Below are 21,814 nucleotides of genomic sequence, written 5' to 3' on the forward strand. Positions count from 1 at the left end.
CCTTATAATTCTTATGATAAACATTTAAATTCATCTACTTTTACACAAAAGAGCTGAATGTTGATTACAACATTCAGCTCTTTTTAATCTTCGATCTCAATTTCTACAACATCATAGAAATCAATCACTAGCTTAGCACCCGTATCATCCATAAACGTAAAGACGTCTTGATCATCTGATAAATGTATCACGTATCCGGTCAACTGCTGTTCACTGTTGTCGTAAACAGTAGTAATTAGAATTTTTTTATGATCTACATATGCTTCTTCTAATAACGAATGGAGGTCATAGTCCCCGTCATCTTCGGGCCGGTTCGTTAACAGCATCCCATAAGTCGTCATTCCATTTTTATCTTTCCATATATGATCTGCAAAATAAAAAGGTGCTGTACTTTTTCGAAACTCATCCATAATATCCCTCCTATAACTAAACACGTTTATTCGCTCTTACCGTACGTTACTAAATAAACGCACAAGCACTTGTAACAGTATATTCTCTACTGTACAGGCTCATACATCCATTATATAAGGCATAATCAAATAATGCCATCATTTCGTTTAGCTCCTAGGAATTTCTAGATACGTATAGGTGAAATCTCCACCGCGTCCAGCTATTCCACGAAAATGTTTGAAATCAGGGCGATTTACTAAAAAAGGGCGAAAAGCAAGAAAGTCTTCTTTTTTAACTTTAATTTCGGTTACTTTTCCTTCACTTAACTCATTCAACATGTTTATTGCTGTTTGTTCATCCATTCAGTTTCACCTCGCTTTTAACTGTTCAGCCAATTTTGCAGAGATGCAAATTGAGCTTCTGCTTCTTTATATCCTTGGTTGTAAAGAGCGTCGAGACGCTCACGATTCTTCTCAATTCGCCCTACTACAAGAGGGGTTTGCGGACGAATCACAAAGATATTCCCCTGTCTTTCCTGTTCTTCAATATATGACAATGTTTCATTATACAATTTATAGCGGTTCTCAAGCGCACGAGTCAGCCCATCATAATGACGATATTTGTGCTTCAATAACCAAAGCATATTTGATTTCTTTTTTCGATATCCTTCGTTTCGCGTTAGCACAACAATATTTTTTCTATATCCATCCTGCACTGCTTTTTTGATTGGAATCGGATCACTGATTCCTCCATCTAACAGCTCTTTTCCTTTATATGTAACGACAGGTGCTAAAAATGGAAGGGAACTAGAAGCGCGAACCGCTGTCAAAATGTCCCGGTCATATTCATCAAAATAAACGGGTTCTCCCGTCAAGCAGTCCGTTGCTCCTACTACAAGCTTCTCTGTACGCTCAGCAAATGCCTCAAAGTCAAATGGAAGAAGCTGATTAGGAATTTCATCAAAAACGAAATCCATTCCAAATATCTCTTTTGTTTTAAAATAATTTTTCCACGACAAGTAGCGAGGATCCTCTAAAAAATCTAAATTAGCTTTGCGACTTCTTCCTATTTGTCTAGATAAATAAGAAGTGGCATGACAAGCGCCGGCTGAAACGCCAATTACATACGGAAGGTACAGATTTCTTTCCATAAAGTAATCTAAAACTCCAGTTGTATAAAGGCCTCTCATACCGCCTCCTTCGAGCACGAGTCCAGTATCTTTCAATTTCTACACCTTCTAATTCTTATAATTTATGACAAGATTATACCTCGTTTATTATAACGAAAGATGAACAAAGATGGAACTGTCCTGCTTCTCTCTTTCGTTAAAGCTACCAATTCCTTTTATTTCTCAGCACATTTTACTTATTTTTTCAATTTTATTTTATATTTTTTCAAAAAACCCTTTACTAATTCCCAGTTTTAAGGCAAAATTGTAAAAAAAGAAAACGCTAACTAGTTTTACTATTTTTAAAATTAAAATTATTCAAAAAATTTATAATGAACTAATTTAAAACAAAGGAGCGATGAATCATGAAAATAGCAGAGGTAGGAAACTTGATAGAATTTAAAAATGGCTTACAGGGCATTGTGGAAAAAGTAAATGAAAACTCCGTGATTGTAGATTTGACTTACATGACAAACTACCGCGATTTAGACTTAGAGCAGCGAACTGTTGTCAACCACAAAAACTACATCATCATTAATCCAGCTATGTAAAGGAAAAAAAGCAGCCGAACAGCAAAAGCGGTTGCTTTTTTATTGATTTTGAAAGAATTGATTCTTTTGTTCTTCTGTAATAATCCCCAGCTTATACATGAGGTAAATATACTGTTGCACCTTAACATCCTTCGAACTTTTTTTCACTGTACTCCCTCTTTTCTAAAATGTTTCTTTATACAATAATATATGGCTGAGATAAAAAAAGTTTCCTTAAAGAAACAAAAACAGGCCCCATTTTTTCTTGAAAGGGGCTTATTTTCGTGTGACAATAAGAACAAGCTACTACTATCTTCTTACCGAAAGGAATTACTAGCATGTTTGATACTGTATTGTTTATCGTTGCTCTTATTGTCATTCTTTTTTTCATCGTGCAGTTCGTTTTTAAACGCAAACAAACTTCAAATAAAAAAACATCCGTTGAACCCATGAATTATGCCGAAGAAGATTCTAACTCCTACACAAGCTGGAGTGAAACTGCTTCTAACCACGATCATGATGGCGATGGAGATAGCGGTGGAGATGGAGATGCGGATGGTAACGGAAGATAGAAAAAAAGCCCCTTCTTATGAAGAGGCTTTTCTTTATTTTGATAATACTCGCTTGCCGTTGGTAAACGAATAATAGCATTCACCTGTATAAATGTCTTGGCTTTCATGTACATGAACCCCACATTTATCTTCAAGAGCAGCTTTCATCATCGATTTGGCTACGTTATACGCTTTAATTGGACGATACTTTCTCCACTTTCCTACAAGGCAAAATGAACACGACTTTAACGTGTATCCCCCAATCTTTTCAAATAGGCGAAACTCTTGGCGCTTGCCTAATAATAACGATGGGCGGAAAAAGTGAGTAGAACGGATATACAAACTTGCGATATCTTCTTCTACTTGCCCCTTTACTTTACTGTAAAAGAATGGCGAACGAAGATCAGCACCAATTGCTGTGATCGTTAAAAAGTTTTTGCAGCGATATTTTTCTGCACATTTAGCCGCTTTTAAAGGAAATTCGTAGTCCACTTTAATGAATTTCGCTTTTGTTTTTGCTTTTTTCATTGTCGTGCCTAAACAGCAATATACATCATCAACTGCAAAGCATTCTTCGTGCTTATCAAGCTCTGAAAAATCAATTTCAAGCTGACGTAGCTTTGTGTGTTCGATTGGTAGCTTTTTTCGAACAAACACTGTCACATGGTTATATAAGCTGTTGCTTAATAACATTTTTAAAAGTTCTTGACCAACAAGTCCGCTTGCACCTAATACTAATGCTGATCTCTGTGACATTCTTTCACCTTCTCACCTGTTGTTTTTGCAATGGAAAACAGGTTGCATACACAACCTGTTTGTTCGAATTAACGATTATCAATTGTTTCTGGGTATAAATCATGATTCATCAGGCGATAATTAGCCATTTCTTCATACTTCGTACCGGGACGGCCATAGTTTGTATATGGATCAATTGAGATTCCGCCGCGTGGTGTGAATTTTCCCCATACTTCAATATATCTTGGATTCATCAGTTTAATTAAGTCATTCATAATAATGTTCATACAGTCTTCATGGAAATCTCCATGGTTACGGAAGCTGAATAAATAAAGCTTTAACGACTTGCTTTCTACCATTTTTTCATCTGGAATGTAACTAATATAAATGGTTGCGAAATCCGGCTGACCTGTTTTTGGACATAAGCTCGTAAATTCCGGACAGTTGAATTTCACAAAATAATCACGATTTGGGTGTTTGTTATCAAATGCTTCTAGAATCTCTGGTGCATATTCAAACAAATAGTTTGTTCCTTGATTTCCAAGGAGTGATACACCTTCTAATTCTTCATCTTTTCGACCGCTCATTTGCATTTCCTCTCTTTCTACGATTGTCATTCTAACAGCGTTTTTTTATTTTGTATATATCTGTTTTTATTTTTCTTTGTAAATTTTTTGCTATGCGCTTACACGCCTCGTTTATTTCCCCAAACAAGGGCGTGAACCTGCGGCAGAACTCTTACATCGTTCATGTTTTTTGCTGCCACTGCCTTATCGATTAACCACTCATACTTTTTAAGCAATTCTTGTGTTAACGACGCATTATCGATTGTCGTTAAGTCCTCGTTTCCTACTTGAACAAAAAATGGAACCTCAGGATAACGTTCATGAACAGACGCTGCATACTCAAAGTCCTCATCATTAAATACAACGACTTTTATGCTTATGTGCGCCATGCGTTTTTCCTTTATTAATGTCTCTATAATATCGTCTAATACGGAGAAATTTGTTTTCATTAATGAACTTGGAGGCTTAGGAGAAATCGTTAAATCATCGATCTTTAGGAACCAATCCTGATAACGGCTCCCCTGTGTTTCAAGAGCTGCTTTTACCCCTTGACTGTGCAAAAGCTCTACAAGTGAACCAATCGCCTTGATAAGCGCAGGGTTTCCTCCAGAAATGGTGACGTGATCAAAGCACTCTCCTCCAATTTCTTTTAGCTCCGTCCAAATTTGTTCTGCTGTTAGCTGACGAATATCGTTTTTAGCAGATCCATCCCATGTAAAAGCTGAATCACACCAGCTGCAGGAATAATCACAGCCCGCGGTACGAACAAACATCGTCTTACGTCCTACAACCATTCCTTCCCCTTGAATCGTTGGTCCGAATATTTCAAGTACTGGAATTGTATTAGCCACGTTTTTTCACCTTCTTTGGGCGGTAAACTACGTAACTTGTCGGCGTTTCCCGCACGAATACTTGTACGCAAGAAGGCTTATTTGGTAGTGTGTCTAGATATTCTTGAACCAACTCATAAATTTTACGGGCAACAACTTCAGTTGTAGGAAAATCATTTGGATTTTCTTCGTTAAAGATAGAATGATCGTTCAATAATGTATGATCAAATTGACCAGAAACAATTTTTTTCAATAGCGCAAAGTTTACTAAAAAGCCCGCTTCGTCTAATGTATCTCCGGCAACAGTTAGATTTACGAAATACGTATGTCCATGGACTTGACGGCATTTCCCTGCTTCTGTGTGAGGAACAAAATGTGCCGCAGCAAACTGCATATCTTTGTTCAGTTCATATTCATAGTCATGAAATACTTGAGGATACATTTGTTGCAGCATTATTTCTCTCCTCCTTCTTTCGTTTGCATGTATTGATCTAACCCGCGTTTTCGCAATTGACATGCGGGACATTCGCCGCATCCATCAGCAACAATACCGTTGTAGCAAGTTAATGTTTTTTCACGCACATACTCAAGCGCCCCTAGCTCATCCGCTAACGCCCACGTTTCTGCTTTATCAATCCACATAAGCGGCGTATGAATCACAAATTCAAAGTCCATTGATAAATTAAGCGTGACGTTTAACGATTTCACAAATACGTCTCGACAGTCTGGATATCCTGAAAAATCAGTTTCACAAACGCCTGTTACGATATGACGGCCTCCGCTGTTTTTAGCCAGTACGGCTGCAAATGATAAAAATAACAGATTGCGGCCGTCAACAAACGTTGTAGGCAACTCTCCTTCTTTTTGCTCGATCTCAATATCATCTCGCGTTAAGGCATTTGGTGCTAATTGATTTAAAAGTGACATATCTAGTACGGTATGCTTCACACCTAAATCAGCTGCGATAGCTTTTGCTACCTCTATCTCTTGACTATGGCGCTGACCATATTGAAAAGTAACCGTTTCTACTTCTTTAAAGTTTTTCAAAGCCCAAAATAGACATGTTGTACTATCTTGACCTCCGCTAAATACAACAATAGCTTTTTCATTTTTCATCATTATTGTTCGTCTCCTTTTTGATTGAAATCAAAAGAAGAAGAAACTTTATTGAACCGTTCGTTCCCTTTGTGACTAATTTTATAACACAAAAAAGAGACTGCTCTTTTCCAGCAATCTCCCTAAAAAGCAACTAAGATACACGTCCTCGCCAGCATACACGTCAAAAAGACGCGTTGATAGAAAAGCACGTGAAAGAAGACACGCTAAAACCGTGTCTTTTGTCATCAACGATGATCTTAGTTTTTTATAGAGGGAGTTTTCGAACCTCTCCCGTACGTATCCAAACGTGTACGGCGTTTCTTCTTGAATTGTCATCGTATTATACCACATGCGTATAAATAATGCTATGTTTGTTGACTTCTATCGCCTTTAGCTGCCTTATTTTTCTTTATATAAGAAAGCGCAATAAATAACAACGGAAAACAGACGCTTAGTACAAATAAATAAAACGGCCAGTAATATTTTTCAAAATAATTGAAGTACGCTGTGTTGGGAATAATGTAATACGCCACGCCTGTAATAATTAGACCTAAAGGAAAGCTTAAAAAATTGCGCACCCGTAAATTACACAATTGGACGATACTTAACTGAATAGCATAGAACACAATAACAACTTTAAAAAAGATAGATAACATCCAAATAATAGCTACTAATACTTCAACATGCTGAATCGTTGCACCTAACGAAATCATTTTTCCTAATAAATAAACTGGATAGCTGTGCATCGATGCAATATTCGCGCCAAGAGCTAATATACAAGCCGCAACTGCAATCGTAATCGTCAAGCCCGATGCGACAGTGCCGATAACAAACATTCTTTTTACCTTTTTTCCATCTTTTATATGAGGCGTAATCATCAGAATAAAAACCAATTCCATAAACGGGTTTCCTAAAAAATAAGTGGTCCCTAATACTAAATCACCCATGCTGAATTCAAAAAAAGGATAAAGACGATCAATTTTCATCTGAGGAATATTTAAAACAATTAACAATAAAAAGGGGATCACAATCCAAGGCAAAAAGATTTCCGCGGTTCTTGCTACCACTTCAATACCTAGATACCCTCCGTATATAACAGCTAAAAGAACAAGAGCATGAATCCACGTAGGCAGCGTTTCAGGGACAATTTGAGTCGTCATGAATGTACTGATGTCTCGAAGCGAAAACGTAGACTGAATGAACATAAAGAAAATGTAAATAAGAGAAATACACGTTCCTGCATAAGGACCTAGCGCCTTTTTAGCTATTTGAATGAATGTTTGCTGAGGGTAACGCTGAATCAGCCATAAAAGCACCGCAACGATTAAAAGCGCAAAGCCAATAGCAAGCACACCGCAAAACCACGCATTTTGTCTATTCGTCTCTAATAATGTAGCGGGAACTGCCAAGATGGCGCTTCCAATACAAAAAACATAAATTAGAAAAAGAAATTGTTTCGGACTAATAAATTCTTTTATTTGCATCATACACACCTTCTCTCCTACATGCTTGCTCACGTGAATAACAAATGATGAACGGTTCTAGTAAGAGGCTTAATTAGTGCCTCTAAAAAGTACAGAGGCGTAGGAACTTCTTTACGGAGTGTAATCGCTCCCCAAAAGAATAGACCCAAACCTATAAGACAAAGGTAGACGACTATCTCACGATAATACTTTTCCTTTCGGAAGTTGATCATTATTTTTTTAGTCAAATAAGCAAGCAGTACAAGTAAGGCGATAAATCCCTCCATTTTCTTTCTCCTTAATGCTTCATTTGCTTCATATATGAGTTATTTAACGTGCCTAAGCGACGGATTTGAACTTTTGCATCTAAATCGACGGTTAAATCCTCTGCGTAAATTCTGTTCCAGTCTCTTTTCATTTTGTACCATCTCTTTACATCTTGTCTGTAAAACGCTTCGCCGAAACCAAAGATATCGCTTTTATAGGTTTTTTGAGCTTTTTCTACTGCATCATTCATTTTTTCTTTTACGTCAGCTGCTGTTTTTCGTTCGAGCATATTGATTACAGCTGGGTCCTGTAAATTCACTTGACACTCTACATCAGCCACGTTCGCTTCTCCTTTTAAATCAACGTGAATATGAGGTTTATGATTTTTCATAGTAGCTGTCACCTTGACATTCGTTCGAAGCATTTCTACTCCGATGATATCATGCTGTTTTTCTTTTTTTTCGCATGGAATAACAATCAACGTACTTTTTACATTTCCTGTAATATAGTTATATCCTTTACTTTCGTCTTCATTGAACCAGCCGAGAAGCTTATCATTTTGAAAGACACCTAATCCTTTGAAATTGAGCAGGGTGGAAAGATTGGTGCGAGAAATACTAGACATGTCTCCTGCCTTTTTCACGTCGCCTTTCACTAACACTCCTGATAACACCGCCTGCTTTCCTTCACTGGTTAAGTTACTGATCAGTTCATTTAACTTTACTCCTCTAGTAGGTGCCCAAATACGCTGTGACACGTCTAATGAAGCAAACATATGGTTAGCTGGTATTTTTTCGATGGTTGTTAATACGTTCAAAACGCTCGATGCTTTCGTGTTTTTAGCCACAACAACAAAATAATCGGTACGCACTTCATGATCCCGAGCAAAGAAATCAAGCACTTCAGCAATACCGTCTTCCGCCATGCTTTCGCTAAGCACTAGCATTCGTAAATGAGAAAGATAAATTTTCCGCGGAGATTTTGTCGTTATTTTTCTTAACCCCTCCATTACAGACGAAGCCTTAATAGAAAATGTGGTAACAGAAGGCCCGTTTGTAGGGGTTTTGGCCTGAATATCACCAGGGTTAATCAGCTGAACTGTTACAATAATGCCATCTTCTGCTTTATCAATTCCAACAGCAACCGTAATGGCTAGCTCATTCAACTCTCGACTGCTCCAGCAGCCGCTTAATAGCACTGAACAGATACATAACATTAGAAATGCTTTCATAGTAAACGGCCACCTTTACACAGTTTAGTTTTTTTGCGTCTTTTGACGTGAAATATTCTTCTCGTTAATAAGCTTTGGCCTTGTTTTCATTTTTTTAATCGAACGTCTAATCAGAACATCCTTTTGATCACGCTTCACAAATGGAGCCATAGGTGTCATATAAGGGACTCCAAATGACCTTAAGCTGCATAAATGTAAAATCATTAAAATTAGCCCAAGGATAATACCGAACAAGCCAAAAGTAGCTGCTAAAACCATTAAGATAAAGCGCAGCATCCTTACTGCAATAGCCATATCATACACAGGTGACACAAAGTTACTAATAGCGGTGATGGATACAACGATAACCATTGCAGGTGAAACTAATCCCGCTTGTACGGCGGCTTCTCCTAAAACGAGTGCTCCCACAATCGAAATAGCTGAACCTACTGCTCGAGGCAATCGGACTCCCGCTTCTCGCAAAATTTCAAACGTGATTTCCATAATAAACGCTTCAATAATAGCAGGAAACGGAACACCTTCCCTTTGAGCTGCAATACTAATTAACAAAGCAAAAGGAAGCATTTCTTGATGAAAAGTAGTTAAAGCAATGTAAGCAGAAGGTGTTAAAAGAGCTAAGAAAAATGCCATGTAGCGCATTAAGCGAATCAATGTACTAATATCTGCGCGCTGGTAATAATCTTCGGCTGCTTGAAAAAATTGAATAAATAAGGCAGGAACCATTAATACAAAAGGTGTACCGTCTACTAAAATGGCTATCCGCCCCTCTAAAAGACCTGCTGCCACGGAGTCTGGACGCTCCGTGTTATGCATAGTAGGAAAAGGTGTATAATCTTCATCTTGAATCAACTCTTCGATATATCCGCTCTCCAAAATACCGTCTATATCAATTTTGGAAAGACGCTCCTTTACCTCTTGAATGACCTGTTCATCCGCAATGCCGTCTATATAAACGAGCGCAATATCCGTTTTTGTAAACTCTCCTATTTGCTGAGATTCAATCCAAAGTTTTGGAGATTTTATTCGGCGCCGAATCAATGCGGTATTCGTTCGCAGTGTTTCTGTGAAACTGTCTCGAGGCCCTCTTACAACGGTCTGAGATTGTGGTTCAGAAACAGCCCTGTCTCTCCATCCTCTGGTACTTGCCACAATACACGTTTGATACCCTTCTAAAAACAGTACGGTATCTCCTGATAAAACATGAAGAAGAGCATCATCCAATGTCTTTGCTTCCATGATTTCACCCGCTGCCAAACTATAGCTTTTAATCAATTCGTACATATTAACGATGCCATCATCATGTGTTAAATGTTCATCGTGATAGTGCATAATGGAGTCCAGCGCATAGTGTTCAACTTCGTCTTTATTTACTAATCCGTCGATGTAAGCAACACCTAAAGTAAATTTTTCTTCAATCGAAATTCGAAACTCTCGCACAACTAAATCCGTGCTCTGTCCCAATGCTTTTTTCATGCGGGATAAATTATCTCCCACCCTCTCAGATAATTTCTGCTCTTCCTGTGTAGAAGAAGCACTAGTGTCCTTAGAGTCCTTCGATTCATCAGCTTTTTCTTTCCGCTGTTTGGATTTATTCGTTAACTCAGATAGTTTTTTTATACGCATTGTTCATCCTCCACTACATTGAACGAAAAGAAACGGAATTTCTTCTTTTTAGTCTCTATAGTTTTTGTATGAAAAGGAAATTTATACTTGAAGCCATTTTAATAATCTTTATTTTTGACATCATTTGTGCATTTCTATAGGATAGTAATGGATAATTCTTTGTTATTATGAAGAATGTTTATGCGGAACATTGAAAGGAGTCTATACATGGCACAATCACTTAAAGGCAAAGTAGCTCTTATTACAGGAGCAGGAAAAGGCATCGGTCGTTCAACTGCGATTGAATTAGCAAAGGAAGGCGTAAATATCGGTTTAATTGCTCGTACAGAGGCAGATTTAAAGGCTGTTGCTTCTGAACTAGAAGCATTTGATGTACAAGTTGCTTATGCAACAGCAGATGTTTCTTCTATGGAAGAAGTAAATGCAGCAGTTGAGCATCTACATACAAAATTAGGGGCAACAGATATCTTAATCAACAACGCAGGAATCGGTAAATTCGGAAGCTTTTTAGAGCTAGACCCAGCTGAGTGGAAACAAATCATTGATGTGAATTTAATGGGCGTTTACTACGTAACGCGCGCCGTTCTACCTCAATTAATCGAAAAAAATGGTGGAGACATTATCAATATTTCATCCACTGCTGGTCAAAAAGGCGCTCCCGTTACAAGTGCTTACAGCGCTTCAAAATTTGGCGTGCTCGGCTTAACTGAATCTCTAGCGTTAGAAGTACGCAAACACAATATTCGTGTAACAGCTCTAACACCAAGTACAGTAGCAACGGAATTAGCGTATAAAGAAAACTTAACGGATGGCAATCCTGATAAAGTGATGCAGCCTGAAGACCTAGCAGAAATTATGGTCGCACAATTAAAATTGCATCCTCGTATTTTTATCAAATCTGCGGGCATGTGGTCCACAAATCCATAAACAAACATAGAAAAAGGAGAGCTTCAGCTCTCCTTTTTTGTGTCTTCCTTTATATGGTGGTTACCTTATTTACGTTTAGGCGTGATTTCTTCTGATAGTTCTTCAAAAGATTTCACTTTTCCATGCGATGGGTTTTGTGATTGTTTTCGCACATTCCACTGACGCTCTTTTTGACTTTTAGACTGAGTCATTTTGCTTCATCCCCTTTTTATATGCTTACATGTAGTAGGATCAAACAAGCTGCTCTTTTCCATTCATCAAAACTGCTTCCAATTTCTTTACTGCTTAGCTAAATGTATTTTAAACCATTTATCAATTTCCGCGTTATATTGATCATAATAAGCAGTTAGCGGATGGTCTCCGTTTTTGTACAGTACATATTTGTATTCTTTTCCCTGCTCATCTAATTGTTTCACAAGCTTTTCAGCCTGCGTGTGGTGAACTTTACGATCATGATCACCCTGTAAAATCAAAAGAGGTGAATTTACTTTATCGCTCCAATAAACAACAGAACGACTTTTATACCTCTCCGGATACTGCGCCGGATCTCCTACAATCGTCCGCAGCACTTGTTTCATTTCAGGCCCTCTTTGATCATAGAATTGAAACATGTCTGTAATACCTGATTGTACGACAACTGCATCAAATTTAACGCCGTTTTTCATCGTTAAATACGTCATCATGCCGCCGCGTGAATATCCTAGCGCTACCTTTTGCTGGTGATTTACATAAGGAAGCTGTTCTCCCCACTTAATAAGATTTAACACGTCGTCAATATCTTTACCGCCGTACGTCTCTGTACCTTCACTTCCGCCATTTCCCCTGTATTGAGTCGCAACCACGACGTAGCCTTTACTTGCCCAATATGATAAGTACTGCAGTGTTTTTGCGCGAATCATGCCATGTTCGCGATTTCCTCCGCGATTATATACTAAAAGCGGATAATGTTTGTCTGCAATGTCTTTAGGCTGTACTAAAAACCCTTTTATCTTTAAATTATCACTAGGATACGTAATGCTATATACATCTACTTTATTTGAATAAGGCGATAATAAATTCAATTTTTCTTTATTTACATCATCACTTTCAGCTCGGTTGAAAACCGCTGTCACACCGAGCACAGCTACAGTGATTAATGCAATGATGCCCCATTTTTTCAACAGAAACCCTCTCCTCAATAAATATCTTTTCTCTTTTATAATGAGTGTTTTCATTTGGCTTTACCCTTCTTAAATGTTTGCTAAAAAGGGCATTCATCCCATCGCCAATACAGCTTATTTATCATACCGCAAAACTCAAATTTCTTCATCAATAAAGAAATAAGAATTCATCCAAATACATTAACAAGAAAGACGTATAGTAAATTGTATTATTAAATTATAGATTTGAAAAGTGGAATGATACTTTTTTTGTCGTTTTTTACCTGTCCTTTTTCCAAAAAAAAAAGCCCAGTTAAGACTGAGCTTTTTTCTTGGCAATGCCAATGCCTGTATATGCTAAAATAATTGAAAAAATAGGACATAAAATACTAAAGAATGTAAATGGAATATAGTCAGCTGCGGGAATATTTAATGCAGTTGAAATAAAAGCACCGCTGACACCCCACGGAATAATAGCATTAATAACCGTTCCGCCGTCTTCAAGCGTTCGTGATAAGTTTTTTGGATCTAAATTCCATTTTTCATACAGCGGCTTAAACGTCTGTCCAGGCAAGAGAATCGATAAATACTGTTCGCCTGTAATAACGTTCACTCCAATTGAAGATAGAAGCGTAGCAAAAATAACGTCTCCGCTGCGGCGAATTTGTTTTGCTAATCCTTCTAACAAAGCATCAATAATTCCAACAGCTCTCATCAAGCCACCTAGCGACAAGGCAATCATGATAAGGGAAATAGAAAACATCATGGACTGCAGTCCGCCTTTATTCACAATCGCATCCACTACTTTATTTCCTGACTCTACTGCCGGCCCGCTTTGAAGAACGCCTAGCAATTGACTCAGCGTAAATTCATGCTGTGTAATCATTCCTGTAATGATGGCCGTTACAATACCTAAAACTAACGTTGGCAGTACATCGACTCTTCTCATCGAAAAAATAAGAACTAAAAGTGGAGAAAGCAACGTTAACACATGTAAATTAAACGTATGTTTTAATGCGTCTTGAATTCCTTGAATTTCCCCGTAATTGACGCTTTCCTGATTTCCGTTGATTCCGATTACCAGTGCAATGATTGCTGTAATAACAATACTTGGAACCGTCGTCCACGTAATGTGCTGAATATGTTTAGGAAGCGGGACTTCAACGATACCAGAAGCAAAATTTGTTGTATCAGACAAGGGAGACATCTTATCTCCAAACACAGCTCCTGAAACAATCATCCCCGCTGCTAGCCCTGGATGTACACCAATAGCAGTTCCTACGCCAAATAAAGCGACCCCTACCGTACTGACGGTTGTTAATGAACTTCCTGTGAATGTTGAAACTAATACGGTAATAACTAAAGCACTAATTAAAAAGTACTGGGGTGAAATCCAGTGGAAGCCGTAGGATAAAATCGTCGGTATCGTTCCTCCTACCATCCAAATCGCAATAAGCATCCCGATCAGCATTAAAATAAGGATAGGCTTAATGCCCAGTCTGACACCGTCTAAAATCCCTTTCTCCATTTCTGTCCACTTATATTTCAACAAAAAGCCAATCACACTAATAAATGCTACACCAAATATCAGCGGAATATGAGGCGGCAGCTTTAACGTAAATAATGAAACAAAAATAATAGCTAATAGCACCAAAACCACCGCTATTGATTGTATAAATGAAATTTCTTTTTTCATGAGGTATTCCCTTTCTATCTTTCTTTTTCACTTAAACGCTTTTATGCTTTTACGCAGTTAAGTGCAAACCTTCTTGAGTATAATTTTTATCCTTCTTGCTGTCAATAACTTATTTTATCCAACGGTAAGCTCTGCACTCATTTTTCCACTTTTCTTCTTATTAATATTAATTCCCTCTCCAAGCAGATCATTGTACAAAATGCCTCTTATGTTTTTACATGTATAGAACGGGTACACATAAAACACATCTTTTTTTAATGTACTACCTTTTGTACATAAGCGAGGAACTTCCTTCAAAAATTTTTTAAGCAAAAGACTTGAAAGTCAAAAAAGGTCAAAGTATAATGAAATTACGAAAGGTCAAGAAAGGTCAAACACCTGCTGATCTTCGATTAAAATCATTTAGGGAGGCTAATTAAATGATTTGTCAAAACTGTAATAAACGTGAAGCATCTATTCAATTAAATGTACAAACAAATAACCAAAAATCTCAATATCGTTTATGTCATACATGTTATCAAGCACTAATGAAAGAACATAAAATCCCATCAGGTTTTGGAGGTGGCGGCTTTATGAACATCGATGATTTATTCAATCAAATGGCGCACGAACAAGCTGCACCAGAACAGCCACAGCAAGGGAATGGCGGCGGAGGCTTTTTAGACCAGTTCGGTCGAAACTTAACTCAAATTGCGAAAACGGGATTAATTGACCCTGTTATTGGCCGAGAAGAAGAAGTAGAGCGTGTCATTGAAATTTTAAATAGAAGAAACAAAAACAACCCGGTACTAATCGGAGAACCCGGTGTTGGTAAAACAGCTGTTGTTGAAGGATTAGCTTTAAAAATTGCGGAAGGAAAAGTTCCTGCCAAGCTGTTAAATAAAGATGTATATCTGTTAGATGTAGCATCTCTCGTAGCTAATACCGGGGTTCGCGGTCAATTTGAAGAGCGCATGAAGCAGTTAATTTCTGAGCTTCAACAGCGAAAAAACGTGATTTTATTTATCGATGAAATTCACCTTCTTGTAGGAGCTGGTTCAGCGGAAGGTTCAATGGACGCAAGCAATATTTTAAAGCCAGCTCTTGCACGAGGCGAACTTCAAGTAGTCGGAGCTACAACTTTAAAAGAGTACCGTTCCATTGAAAAAGATGCGGCTCTTGAACGACGCTTCCAGCCGGTTATGGTTCACGAACCGTCTGTAGAAGAAGCCGTTGAAATTCTAAAAGGAATCCAAAGTAAATATGAAGATTATCACGGCGTTAGCTATACAGATGAAGCGATCCGCGCTTGTGTAAATTTATCACACCGCTACATTCAAGATCGCTTCTTGCCTGATAAAGCAATTGACTTGCTAGATGAAGCAGGTTCAAAAATGAACTTACAGGCAGGCATTACAAATAAAGACGACGCGGCCGCTCGCTTAAAAGAAATTACAAAAGAAAAAGAGCAGGCGCTAAAGGATGAAAAATATGAAGTAGCGGCAAAACTGCGCGATGAAGAAGCTGCTCTTGAAAAACAACTAAACGAAGAACAGCAAAAAATGAATGTGGATATTGCTGACATTCAAGCAATTATTGAAAAGAAAACGGGTATCCCTGTTGGTAAACTTCAAGAAAATGAATCAGCAAAAATGAAGCATTTAGCAGAGCACTTAGCTCAAAAAGTAATCGGACAGCAGGAAGCTGTAGAAAAAGTAGCAAAAGCGATTCGACGTTCTCGCGCTGGATTAAAAGCGAAGCATCGCCCAATTGGTTCATTCTTATTTGTCGGCCCAACAGGTGTCGGTAAAACAGAGTTAACCAAAACATTAGCTGAAGAACTATTCGGCTCAAAAGATGCTATGGTTCGTCTAGATATGAGTGAATATATGGAAAAACACGCGGTGTCTAAATTAATCGGTTCACCTCCTGGCTACGTAGGTCACGAAGAGGCAGGACAATTAACAGAGAAAGTACGCCGTAATCCTTATTCCATCATCTTACTAGATGAAATTGAAAAAGCTCATCCAGACGTTCAGCATATGTTTCTACAAATTCTAGAAGACGGACGTCTAACAGATAGTCAAGGTCGCACAGTAAGCTTTAAAGACACAGTTATCATTATGACAAGTAACGCTGGTGTAGGTGAAAAGAAAATTACGGTTGGATTTGACGCAGAAAATGACGCACTTAAACAGGCATCCGTTTTAGATTCACTTTCATCTTATTTCAAACCAGAGTTTTTAAACCGATTTGATACAATCATTGAATTTAATCATCTTGAAAAAGACAACTTGATTAAAATTGTGGACCTTATGCTTGCTGAATTAAAAGAAACATTACAAGAACAAAATATCACGCTGAGCGTAGCAGATGAGGTAAAAGAAAAACTAGCTGAACTTGGCTATCACCCTGCATTCGGTGCTAGACCGCTCCGCCGAGCAATTCAAGAACAGCTTGAAGATCGAATTACAGACTTACTTTTAGATGACGCAGACGTATCAACAGTGAACGTAACGTTAAATGAAGCAAGCGAAATCACCGTACAAAACTAATAGAAAAAGCGACTCTACTTGAGTCGCTTTTTTTTATAGAAATACTTACGTTTATTTACTTTCATCTGTTTTTTCGTCAGCACTATCCGTTGATTCTTCTTGATCATCAGATGCTTCATCCCCAGATGAATCATCTGCTTCGTCTTGCTTCATTGTTTCCTGTGAATCATCTGTAGTTGTGTCCTCCGCTTGAGTATCATCCGACTGTTCTGTTTGCTGTTCTGTGGCATCTTTTTCATCCGTTTGTGAGTTGCATGCTGTGATTAACATAATTGCTAGAAGTGATCCAAATAACTTGACTAATAAACTTTTGTTCATTTTACCGTCTCCTTTCGAATCATCTGAGCCTCTATGTAGTCACCATTCATATGGCTCTACTGGCAGTATAGCCTATCCAATTAGAAAAAAGTTCACTTTTACAAGGTTATCACAAAAGCTTTACATCCCCTTCATTTCGTTCATATTCCCCTCATATTTCCTTAATAGTTTATGACTAGCTGTATTCTAGATCTATCTTCCTTGGTCTAAGTGCTCAATTCGGCTATTCACACAGTTGTAACTATGCTAATATGAGTGATATATCACTACATCGTGCGACTAGCTGACTATAAAGTTATTCTCCTATAAAATTATTCACCATTTAAGAAAGGGATTTTTTATGGAATCACACAACCTCATAAAAAAACGGAATTTTATTCTTTTACTTATTTTTTGGCTGCTATATTTTGTCCACATTGTGTTATACCACTTTATTGCAGCTGATCCTCATATGATTGTTTTTATAAGCGGAGGAATTTTATTATTGGTAGTGACGGCTATGTACTACTTTCGTTTTCACCCTGCCATCATTATGTATTCTTTTTTTATATGTTATTATGCCTATATTGCGTACATGGCATCTATTGAACCTGCTGTTATTAATTATTTGTTTTTGTTTCTTGGAATTATTGTTAGCTTTATTTACAATAGCTATATTGCTATTGTAACTTCTACATTAATGTCCATAATAATTGTTTTGTACTTTTATGTAAGCAACACTCTTTTTACATCTGTGACTTTCGTGAAATTAGATATCGTTTATTTCATTTTGTTTACGCTGATCACAATGATTATTTTATTGTATTGTGCTCATTTCTCTAAAAAATTGATTGCTATTACGACGGTCAAAATGAACAAAACCGAAGATGAACTGTACTCAGCTCAAGAGTATTTGCAATCTTTTTTTACATACAATCGCGACGCCATTTCCGTGTTCAGTCTAGACGGCAAAGTGATTAAAGTAAACGATGCTTTTGAGCAAATATACGGATGGAAAGCGGAAGAAATTGTTGGAAAAGCCATTCCATTCATTCCTGCTGGCTTAAAAGGCGACGCTGAAAGCCGATTAGAAAGGGGTAAAAAAGGAGAAAAGCTGGTAGCCTTTGAAACCCAAGATAAGCGAAAAGACGGAAAAATAATTGATGTAGAAATCACTGTTTCACCTATTTTTAATCGTGATCAACAGGTCGTTGCGCTTTTTGGTATTTCACGCGATCTTACAGAAGAAAAGGAAACAGAAAAATTTCTTCGCCAAACCGATAAGTTATCTTTAGCGGGCGAAATGGCAGCGGGAATCGCTCATGAAATTCGAAATCCACTTACTTCTTTAAATGGATTTATTCAGCTTATTCATGAAGACAGCAGCCGCTATCATTCTTATACAACCATCATGCTGAGCGAACTGAATCGTATTAACTCAATCGTTGGAGAATTTTTATTGCTCGCTAAACCTCATGACACGGTTATGAAAAAGCACGCATTCTCTACTATTTTAAATGACGTTATTCTTTTGTATGAATCAGAATGTGTATTAAAAAATGTCGTAGTTAAAACGCAGGTGGAAGCCCCGCATACATACATCTGCTGTGATGCAAATCAAATTAAGCAAGTACTCATTAATTTGTTGAAAAATGCGCTCGAAGCTATGCCTAGTGGAGGAGAAATTCATTTAAACGTTACTCAGCATACTAAAGATCTTACTATTTTCATTAAAGATACAGGAGTCGGCATTCCTTCACATTTGCTTATGCACATTCAAAAGCCCTTTTTTACCACGAAGCCCTCAGGTACCGGTCTTGGACTTGTTGTGATTAAAAACATTTTGTATCAGCATAAAGGAACATTTGAGATTAAAAGCACTGTTGGCGAAGGAACCAGCGTTTCCCTTACGATTCCTTTATGGGAACAAGAAATTAATCATTAAAAAAAGAGGCTGGAACAAAAGTATGTTAGTTGAAGAAAGATTCGAACGAGTTTGTTTCTTGATTAAGAATCAAACTCATTCGAATTTTTTTATTATGAGGGTGAATTTAGGTGCTTCTAGCTGTTGATTGGAGGGCAAGGCGAAGACTCCTGCGGGAAAAGCGGAATAGGTAAGACCCCGCAGGAGTATCAGCGCCGAGGAGGCTCACCGGCCGCCCGCGGAAAGCAAAGCCTTGCACGGAAATCAACGGCGGTGTAACAAGCGATTCATACTAGATTGTTTATCCCATTTGTTCGTCTTTACATTGGATTAATTTTGTTGTGTCTCAATCTCTTTTTTATAGCTTTTTATCATCAATACTATTTAAATAGTTTTCAATTTCATCTACTACAGACTGCACGCAGCCCTCTTCGAATGGAGAGATCAAATTCGCTGCCTCTACTAATTCTAAAAACGGCTTACTTCCGCCAAGCTTACACAAATGAACGTAATCTTGCCATGCTTGTTCATGGTTTTCTCGATCTTTTTTCCAAAATTGAAATGCACAAATTTGAGCGAGCGTGTAATCAATATAATAAAACGGAGACGTGTAAATATGAAGCTGGCGCTGCCAGAAGCCCCCGCTTTCCAGATAGTGATGGCCGTCATAGTTTTTAGAAGGCATATATTTCTTTTCAATTTCTCGCCACGTTTGTTTTCGTTCCGAAGGCGTCATCTCAGGGCGTTCGTATACAGCATGCTGAAATTCATCTACCGCTACCCCGTAAGGCAAGAAAGTTAAGCCTGAGCTTAAATGAGAAAACTGGTATTTATCTTTGTCTTCTTTAAAGAACAACTCCATCCAAGGCCATGTAAAATACTCCATGCTCATCGAATGGATTTCAGCTCCTTCATGCGTAGGCCAGTGATACTCATTGGTTTCCATATCTCGGCTGGAATACACTTGAAAAGCATGCCCTGCTTCATGCGTTAACACATCAATATCCCCTGATGTTCCATTAAAATTCGAAAAAATAAACGGTGCTTTGTATTCTTCAATAAACGTACAGTAGCCTCCGCCTGCTTTGCCCTTTTTAGCGACTAAATCCATCAAATTATTTTCAAGCATAAATGAAAAAAATTCGTCCGTCTCTTTAGAAAGCTCTTTATACATAACCCGTCCATTTTCAATAATCCACTTTTCATCACCTTTTGGCACTGCGTTTCCTGTTTCAAACTGAAACGGTTCATCATAATAAGTTAAGCTCTCTACTTGAATTCTTTCTTGCTGACGCTTTTTTAGTTTTTCAGTAAGGGGAACAATATACTCTTTTACTTGTTTGCGAAAAGCGGCAACCATTTCAGCATCGTAGCCTATTCTAGACATACGAGCATAGCCCACTTCTACGAAATTTTTATAGCCTAATTTTTCAGCAAGCTTGGTCCGCACTTTTACAAGTTTGTCATAAATATCATCAAATTCCTCTTCATGATCGGTAAAAAATTGAAATTTCGCTTCTGCTGCTTTTTTTCTCATTTCTCGATCAGGTGACTCCATAAACGGATCGAGCTGAGCTAACGTTCTTTCTTCTCCTTCAAATACAATTTTAGCTGACGCCACTAGTTTCGTATATTGAGACGATAGCTTATTTTCTTCCTGAAGCTCTTTTACTATTTCCGGAGAGAACGTTTTTAACTGCATTTCAGCAAGAGAGAACAGCTGCTTGCCCCACTTTTCTTCTAGTTGCTGTTTAAAAGGCGAAGAGATTAACGCTTTGTAAAATTTCTCTACATATCCTTCTAAAAGCGGCTGTGTTTCATCAAAATAGTCTTGTTCTTCCTTATAAAATTCATTCGCTGTGTCGATAGAATGACGAATATAGCAGATGTTCCCCATTGTGCTGTACTGGGAATACGCATCATTTGCTAAACGAATTGCCTCGTTTTGCTGACTGACTGACGCTGCTTCCGTAAAGTGTGTAATGGCCTTTTCAAACTGCTTTTCAATTTCATTCATATCAGGTCGCGTATATGTATAATTCTCAAATTTCATCATTTGTACCCCTTTCTCTATTGTCTGTATGTAACCTAATTCGTTTTTATCCAGCTGTATTCCTGTTAATTTCAATTTTTTGTCACTTTTTATTTTTTATGTCGATTGGTTATGAAAGAAGTCATAGAAAAAAACTCGTTTGTTCAACAGAAACAAACGAGCTTTCCTTAATTAATCAGTCGATTCCGGCAAAAATTCATCTGCATAGTGTCCTAATTTCTTAAGCATCGAAATAGCAACTTCCTTTTCTTCGCTAGACAGGACGGATAAAATATCATGAATTCTTTTTTCGTGACTCGGAAACATGCTTTCAATCATTTCCTTACCTTGCTTGGTGATAGCTGCATAGGTTACGCGACGATCGTTCGGACAAGCAACGCGCTCTAAGAAGCCTTTTTTCTCAAGCTTGTCTACTACATACGTAATACTGCCGCTTGCGAGTAGAATTTTTCCGCCAATTTGCTGCAGAGGCTGCTGGCCTTTGTGGTACAATAACTCTAGGACAGCAAATTCGGTTGGATTCATTCCATGCTGTTGAATAAATTTATGCACATGATCATTAATTGAACGATTGGCACGAGATAGTACAATAAATAATTTAAGAGATTGGTCTAACTCTTCTCTAGTTACATCATTCGTCATTTTAATCAGTTCCTTTAATATTATCTTGATATCAAGATAATACTAAAATTTCCCTTCAAAGTCAATCAAAGCAGGCTTATTTCAGCGGTTATTCTCTCCGCTTGTACAATTTTTTTGATAAAAAATGTATATAAGTGGATTTATACATAT

Annotated in this window: 24 protein-coding genes and 1 riboswitch; of the genes, 6 read left to right on the forward strand and 18 right to left on the reverse strand. The window is 37.7% G+C overall.

What is annotated here, in order from left to right; genetic code table 11:
- Positions 1-83 precede the first annotated feature (83 nt).
- From AC1DEF_RS17020 to AC1DEF_RS17030, 3 genes are all read right to left on the reverse strand, one after another.
- On the reverse strand, positions 84-410 hold the full coding sequence (locus AC1DEF_RS17020; RefSeq protein ID WP_013082248.1) for a hypothetical protein: 327 nt from the start codon (positions 408-410) through the stop codon (positions 84-86).
- 147 nt (positions 411-557) lie between these two features.
- On the reverse strand, positions 558-752 hold the full coding sequence (locus tag AC1DEF_RS17025) for a hypothetical protein (protein ID WP_013055990.1): 195 nt from the start codon (positions 750-752) through the stop codon (positions 558-560).
- 17 nt (positions 753-769) lie between these two features.
- Positions 770-1,615 (reverse strand): patatin-like phospholipase family protein, encoded by an 846-nt coding sequence (locus AC1DEF_RS17030; RefSeq protein ID WP_477727453.1) that lies wholly within the window; start codon positions 1,613-1,615, stop codon positions 770-772.
- A 308-nt stretch (positions 1,616-1,923) separates the two neighbouring features.
- On the opposite strand from AC1DEF_RS17030, the gene AC1DEF_RS17035 reads away from it, so the two are divergent.
- Complete coding sequence (locus AC1DEF_RS17035; protein ID WP_013082245.1) at positions 1,924-2,109, forward strand: YkvS family protein; 186 nt, start codon at positions 1,924-1,926, stop codon at positions 2,107-2,109.
- Positions 2,110-2,426: 317 nt separating this feature from the next.
- On the forward strand, positions 2,427-2,660 hold the full coding sequence (locus AC1DEF_RS17040) for a hypothetical protein (RefSeq protein WP_477727454.1): 234 nt from the start codon (positions 2,427-2,429) through the stop codon (positions 2,658-2,660).
- Positions 2,661-2,693: 33 nt separating this feature from the next.
- Here AC1DEF_RS17040 and AC1DEF_RS17045 read toward each other — a convergent pair whose 3' ends face one another.
- From AC1DEF_RS17045 to AC1DEF_RS17085, 9 genes are all read right to left on the reverse strand, one after another.
- Positions 2,694-3,395, reverse strand: coding sequence for an NAD(P)H-binding protein (locus AC1DEF_RS17045; RefSeq protein WP_013055986.1), 702 nt, complete (start codon positions 3,393-3,395; stop codon positions 2,694-2,696).
- 68 nt (positions 3,396-3,463) lie between these two features.
- Entirely contained in the window at positions 3,464-3,961 is a 498-nt protein-coding gene (gene queF, locus AC1DEF_RS17050; RefSeq protein WP_013082243.1) for a preQ(1) synthase, read from the reverse strand.
- A gap of 98 nt (positions 3,962-4,059) precedes the next feature.
- On the reverse strand, positions 4,060-4,791 hold the full coding sequence (gene queE / locus AC1DEF_RS17055) for a 7-carboxy-7-deazaguanine synthase QueE (protein WP_097824013.1): 732 nt from the start codon (positions 4,789-4,791) through the stop codon (positions 4,060-4,062).
- Positions 4,784-5,224, reverse strand: coding sequence for a 6-carboxytetrahydropterin synthase QueD (queD, locus tag AC1DEF_RS17060; protein ID WP_013055983.1), 441 nt, complete (start codon positions 5,222-5,224; stop codon positions 4,784-4,786). Before queD ends, queE begins: the two co-directional genes overlap by 8 nt.
- Entirely contained in the window at positions 5,224-5,889 is a 666-nt protein-coding gene (queC, locus tag AC1DEF_RS17065; RefSeq protein WP_043979622.1) for a 7-cyano-7-deazaguanine synthase QueC, read from the reverse strand. The genes queD and queC overlap by 1 nt, the downstream gene beginning before the upstream one ends.
- A 230-nt stretch (positions 5,890-6,119) precedes the next feature.
- Positions 6,120-6,163: riboswitch (PreQ1 riboswitch) on the reverse strand.
- A gap of 70 nt (positions 6,164-6,233) precedes the next feature.
- Positions 6,234-7,355, reverse strand: a complete 1,122-nt coding sequence (locus AC1DEF_RS17070; RefSeq protein ID WP_097824014.1) for a GerAB/ArcD/ProY family transporter — start codon at positions 7,353-7,355, stop codon at positions 6,234-6,236.
- A gap of 26 nt (positions 7,356-7,381) precedes the next feature.
- Positions 7,382-7,618, reverse strand: a complete 237-nt coding sequence (locus AC1DEF_RS17075) for a hypothetical protein (protein ID WP_013055980.1) — start codon at positions 7,616-7,618, stop codon at positions 7,382-7,384.
- 11 nt (positions 7,619-7,629) lie between these two features.
- Positions 7,630-8,829: a Ger(x)C family spore germination protein gene (locus tag AC1DEF_RS17080; protein ID WP_097824015.1), complete on the reverse strand. Its 1,200-nt coding sequence runs from the start codon at positions 8,827-8,829 to the stop codon at positions 7,630-7,632.
- A 24-nt stretch (positions 8,830-8,853) separates the two neighbouring features.
- On the reverse strand, positions 8,854-10,452 hold the full coding sequence (locus AC1DEF_RS17085) for a spore germination protein (protein ID WP_097824016.1): 1,599 nt from the start codon (positions 10,450-10,452) through the stop codon (positions 8,854-8,856).
- Positions 10,453-10,659: 207 nt separating this feature from the next.
- Here AC1DEF_RS17085 and AC1DEF_RS17090 point away from each other — a divergent pair, with 207 nt between their 5' ends.
- On the forward strand, positions 10,660-11,379 hold the full coding sequence (locus AC1DEF_RS17090) for a 3-ketoacyl-ACP reductase (protein WP_013082239.1): 720 nt from the start codon (positions 10,660-10,662) through the stop codon (positions 11,377-11,379).
- A 65-nt stretch (positions 11,380-11,444) separates the two neighbouring features.
- Here AC1DEF_RS17090 and AC1DEF_RS17095 read toward each other — a convergent pair whose 3' ends face one another.
- The 3 genes from AC1DEF_RS17095 to nhaC all read right to left on the reverse strand — a co-directional run bounded on the left by AC1DEF_RS17095 (position 11,445) and on the right by nhaC (position 14,214).
- Positions 11,445-11,570: a DUF6254 family protein gene (locus AC1DEF_RS17095; protein WP_013082238.1), complete on the reverse strand. Its 126-nt coding sequence runs from the start codon at positions 11,568-11,570 to the stop codon at positions 11,445-11,447.
- 87 nt (positions 11,571-11,657) lie between these two features.
- Positions 11,658-12,539 (reverse strand): alpha/beta hydrolase family protein, encoded by an 882-nt coding sequence (locus AC1DEF_RS17100; RefSeq protein ID WP_014461062.1) that lies wholly within the window; start codon positions 12,537-12,539, stop codon positions 11,658-11,660.
- A 292-nt stretch (positions 12,540-12,831) separates the two neighbouring features.
- Complete coding sequence (gene nhaC / locus AC1DEF_RS17105) at positions 12,832-14,214, reverse strand: Na+/H+ antiporter NhaC (protein WP_097824017.1); 1,383 nt, start codon at positions 14,212-14,214, stop codon at positions 12,832-12,834.
- A gap of 419 nt (positions 14,215-14,633) precedes the next feature.
- On the opposite strand from nhaC, the gene AC1DEF_RS17110 reads away from it, so the two are divergent.
- Positions 14,634-16,748, forward strand: coding sequence for an ATP-dependent Clp protease ATP-binding subunit (locus AC1DEF_RS17110; protein WP_097824018.1), 2,115 nt, complete (start codon positions 14,634-14,636; stop codon positions 16,746-16,748).
- A 51-nt stretch (positions 16,749-16,799) separates the two neighbouring features.
- On the opposite strand, the gene AC1DEF_RS17115 is transcribed toward AC1DEF_RS17110, so the two are convergent.
- Positions 16,800-17,066 (reverse strand): hypothetical protein, encoded by a 267-nt coding sequence (locus AC1DEF_RS17115; protein ID WP_047931154.1) that lies wholly within the window; start codon positions 17,064-17,066, stop codon positions 16,800-16,802.
- 340 nt (positions 17,067-17,406) lie between these two features.
- Between AC1DEF_RS17115 and AC1DEF_RS17120 the strand changes: the two genes are divergently transcribed.
- Together AC1DEF_RS17120 and AC1DEF_RS17125 are read left to right on the forward strand one after the other, a co-directional pair.
- A complete protein-coding gene (locus AC1DEF_RS17120; protein ID WP_477727455.1) occupies positions 17,407-18,990 on the forward strand; it encodes a PAS domain S-box protein in 1,584 nt (527 codons plus the stop codon).
- A 123-nt stretch (positions 18,991-19,113) separates the two neighbouring features.
- Entirely contained in the window at positions 19,114-19,248 is a 135-nt protein-coding gene (locus tag AC1DEF_RS17125; RefSeq protein ID WP_255255728.1) for a hypothetical protein, read from the forward strand.
- A gap of 79 nt (positions 19,249-19,327) precedes the next feature.
- Here the strand turns inward: AC1DEF_RS17125 and AC1DEF_RS17130 are convergent, their stop codons facing one another.
- Complete coding sequence (locus tag AC1DEF_RS17130) at positions 19,328-21,022, reverse strand: M3 family oligoendopeptidase (RefSeq protein WP_097824020.1); 1,695 nt, start codon at positions 21,020-21,022, stop codon at positions 19,328-19,330.
- A gap of 171 nt (positions 21,023-21,193) precedes the next feature.
- The gene (locus tag AC1DEF_RS17135) at positions 21,194-21,664 is read right to left on the reverse strand and encodes a MarR family winged helix-turn-helix transcriptional regulator (RefSeq protein ID WP_025749435.1); all 471 of its coding nucleotides are present in this window, start codon (positions 21,662-21,664) and stop codon (positions 21,194-21,196) included.
- Positions 21,665-21,814: the final 150 nt, after the last annotated feature.

The organism is Priestia sp. 10L35, from assembly GCF_056395685.1.

Excerpts from the sequence above, each read along its gene's own strand:
- AC1DEF_RS17020 (WP_013082248.1), bottom strand. The coding sequence starts at position 410 with ATGGATGAGTTTCGAAAAAGTACAGCACCTTTTTATTTTGCAGATCAT.
- AC1DEF_RS17025 (WP_013055990.1), bottom strand. The coding sequence starts at position 752 with ATGGATGAACAAACAGCAATAAACATGTTGAATGAGTTAAGTGAAGGA.
- AC1DEF_RS17035 (WP_013082245.1), top strand. The coding sequence starts at position 1,924 with ATGAAAATAGCAGAGGTAGGAAACTTGATAGAATTTAAAAATGGCTTA.
- AC1DEF_RS17040 (WP_477727454.1), top strand. The coding sequence starts at position 2,427 with ATGTTTGATACTGTATTGTTTATCGTTGCTCTTATTGTCATTCTTTTT.
- AC1DEF_RS17045 (WP_013055986.1), bottom strand. The coding sequence starts at position 3,395 with ATGTCACAGAGATCAGCATTAGTATTAGGTGCAAGCGGACTTGTTGGT.
- queF (WP_013082243.1), bottom strand. The coding sequence starts at position 3,961 with ATGAGCGGTCGAAAAGATGAAGAATTAGAAGGTGTATCACTCCTTGGA.
- queD (WP_013055983.1), bottom strand. The coding sequence starts at position 5,224 with ATGCTGCAACAAATGTATCCTCAAGTATTTCATGACTATGAATATGAA.
- queC (WP_043979622.1), bottom strand. The coding sequence starts at position 5,889 with ATGATGAAAAATGAAAAAGCTATTGTTGTATTTAGCGGAGGTCAAGAT.
- AC1DEF_RS17070 (WP_097824014.1), bottom strand. The coding sequence starts at position 7,355 with ATGATGCAAATAAAAGAATTTATTAGTCCGAAACAATTTCTTTTTCTA.
- AC1DEF_RS17075 (WP_013055980.1), bottom strand. The coding sequence starts at position 7,618 with ATGGAGGGATTTATCGCCTTACTTGTACTGCTTGCTTATTTGACTAAA.
- AC1DEF_RS17080 (WP_097824015.1), bottom strand. The coding sequence starts at position 8,829 with ATGAAAGCATTTCTAATGTTATGTATCTGTTCAGTGCTATTAAGCGGC.
- AC1DEF_RS17085 (WP_097824016.1), bottom strand. The coding sequence starts at position 10,452 with ATGCGTATAAAAAAACTATCTGAGTTAACGAATAAATCCAAACAGCGG.
- AC1DEF_RS17090 (WP_013082239.1), top strand. The coding sequence starts at position 10,660 with ATGGCACAATCACTTAAAGGCAAAGTAGCTCTTATTACAGGAGCAGGA.
- AC1DEF_RS17095 (WP_013082238.1), bottom strand. The coding sequence starts at position 11,570 with ATGACTCAGTCTAAAAGTCAAAAAGAGCGTCAGTGGAATGTGCGAAAA.
- nhaC (WP_097824017.1), bottom strand. The coding sequence starts at position 14,214 with ATGAAAAAAGAAATTTCATTTATACAATCAATAGCGGTGGTTTTGGTG.
- AC1DEF_RS17110 (WP_097824018.1), top strand. The coding sequence starts at position 14,634 with ATGATTTGTCAAAACTGTAATAAACGTGAAGCATCTATTCAATTAAAT.
- AC1DEF_RS17115 (WP_047931154.1), bottom strand. The coding sequence starts at position 17,066 with ATGAACAAAAGTTTATTAGTCAAGTTATTTGGATCACTTCTAGCAATT.
- AC1DEF_RS17120 (WP_477727455.1), top strand. The coding sequence starts at position 17,407 with ATGGAATCACACAACCTCATAAAAAAACGGAATTTTATTCTTTTACTT.
- AC1DEF_RS17130 (WP_097824020.1), bottom strand. The coding sequence starts at position 21,022 with ATGAAATTTGAGAATTATACATATACGCGACCTGATATGAATGAAATT.
- AC1DEF_RS17135 (WP_025749435.1), bottom strand. The coding sequence starts at position 21,664 with ATGACGAATGATGTAACTAGAGAAGAGTTAGACCAATCTCTTAAATTA.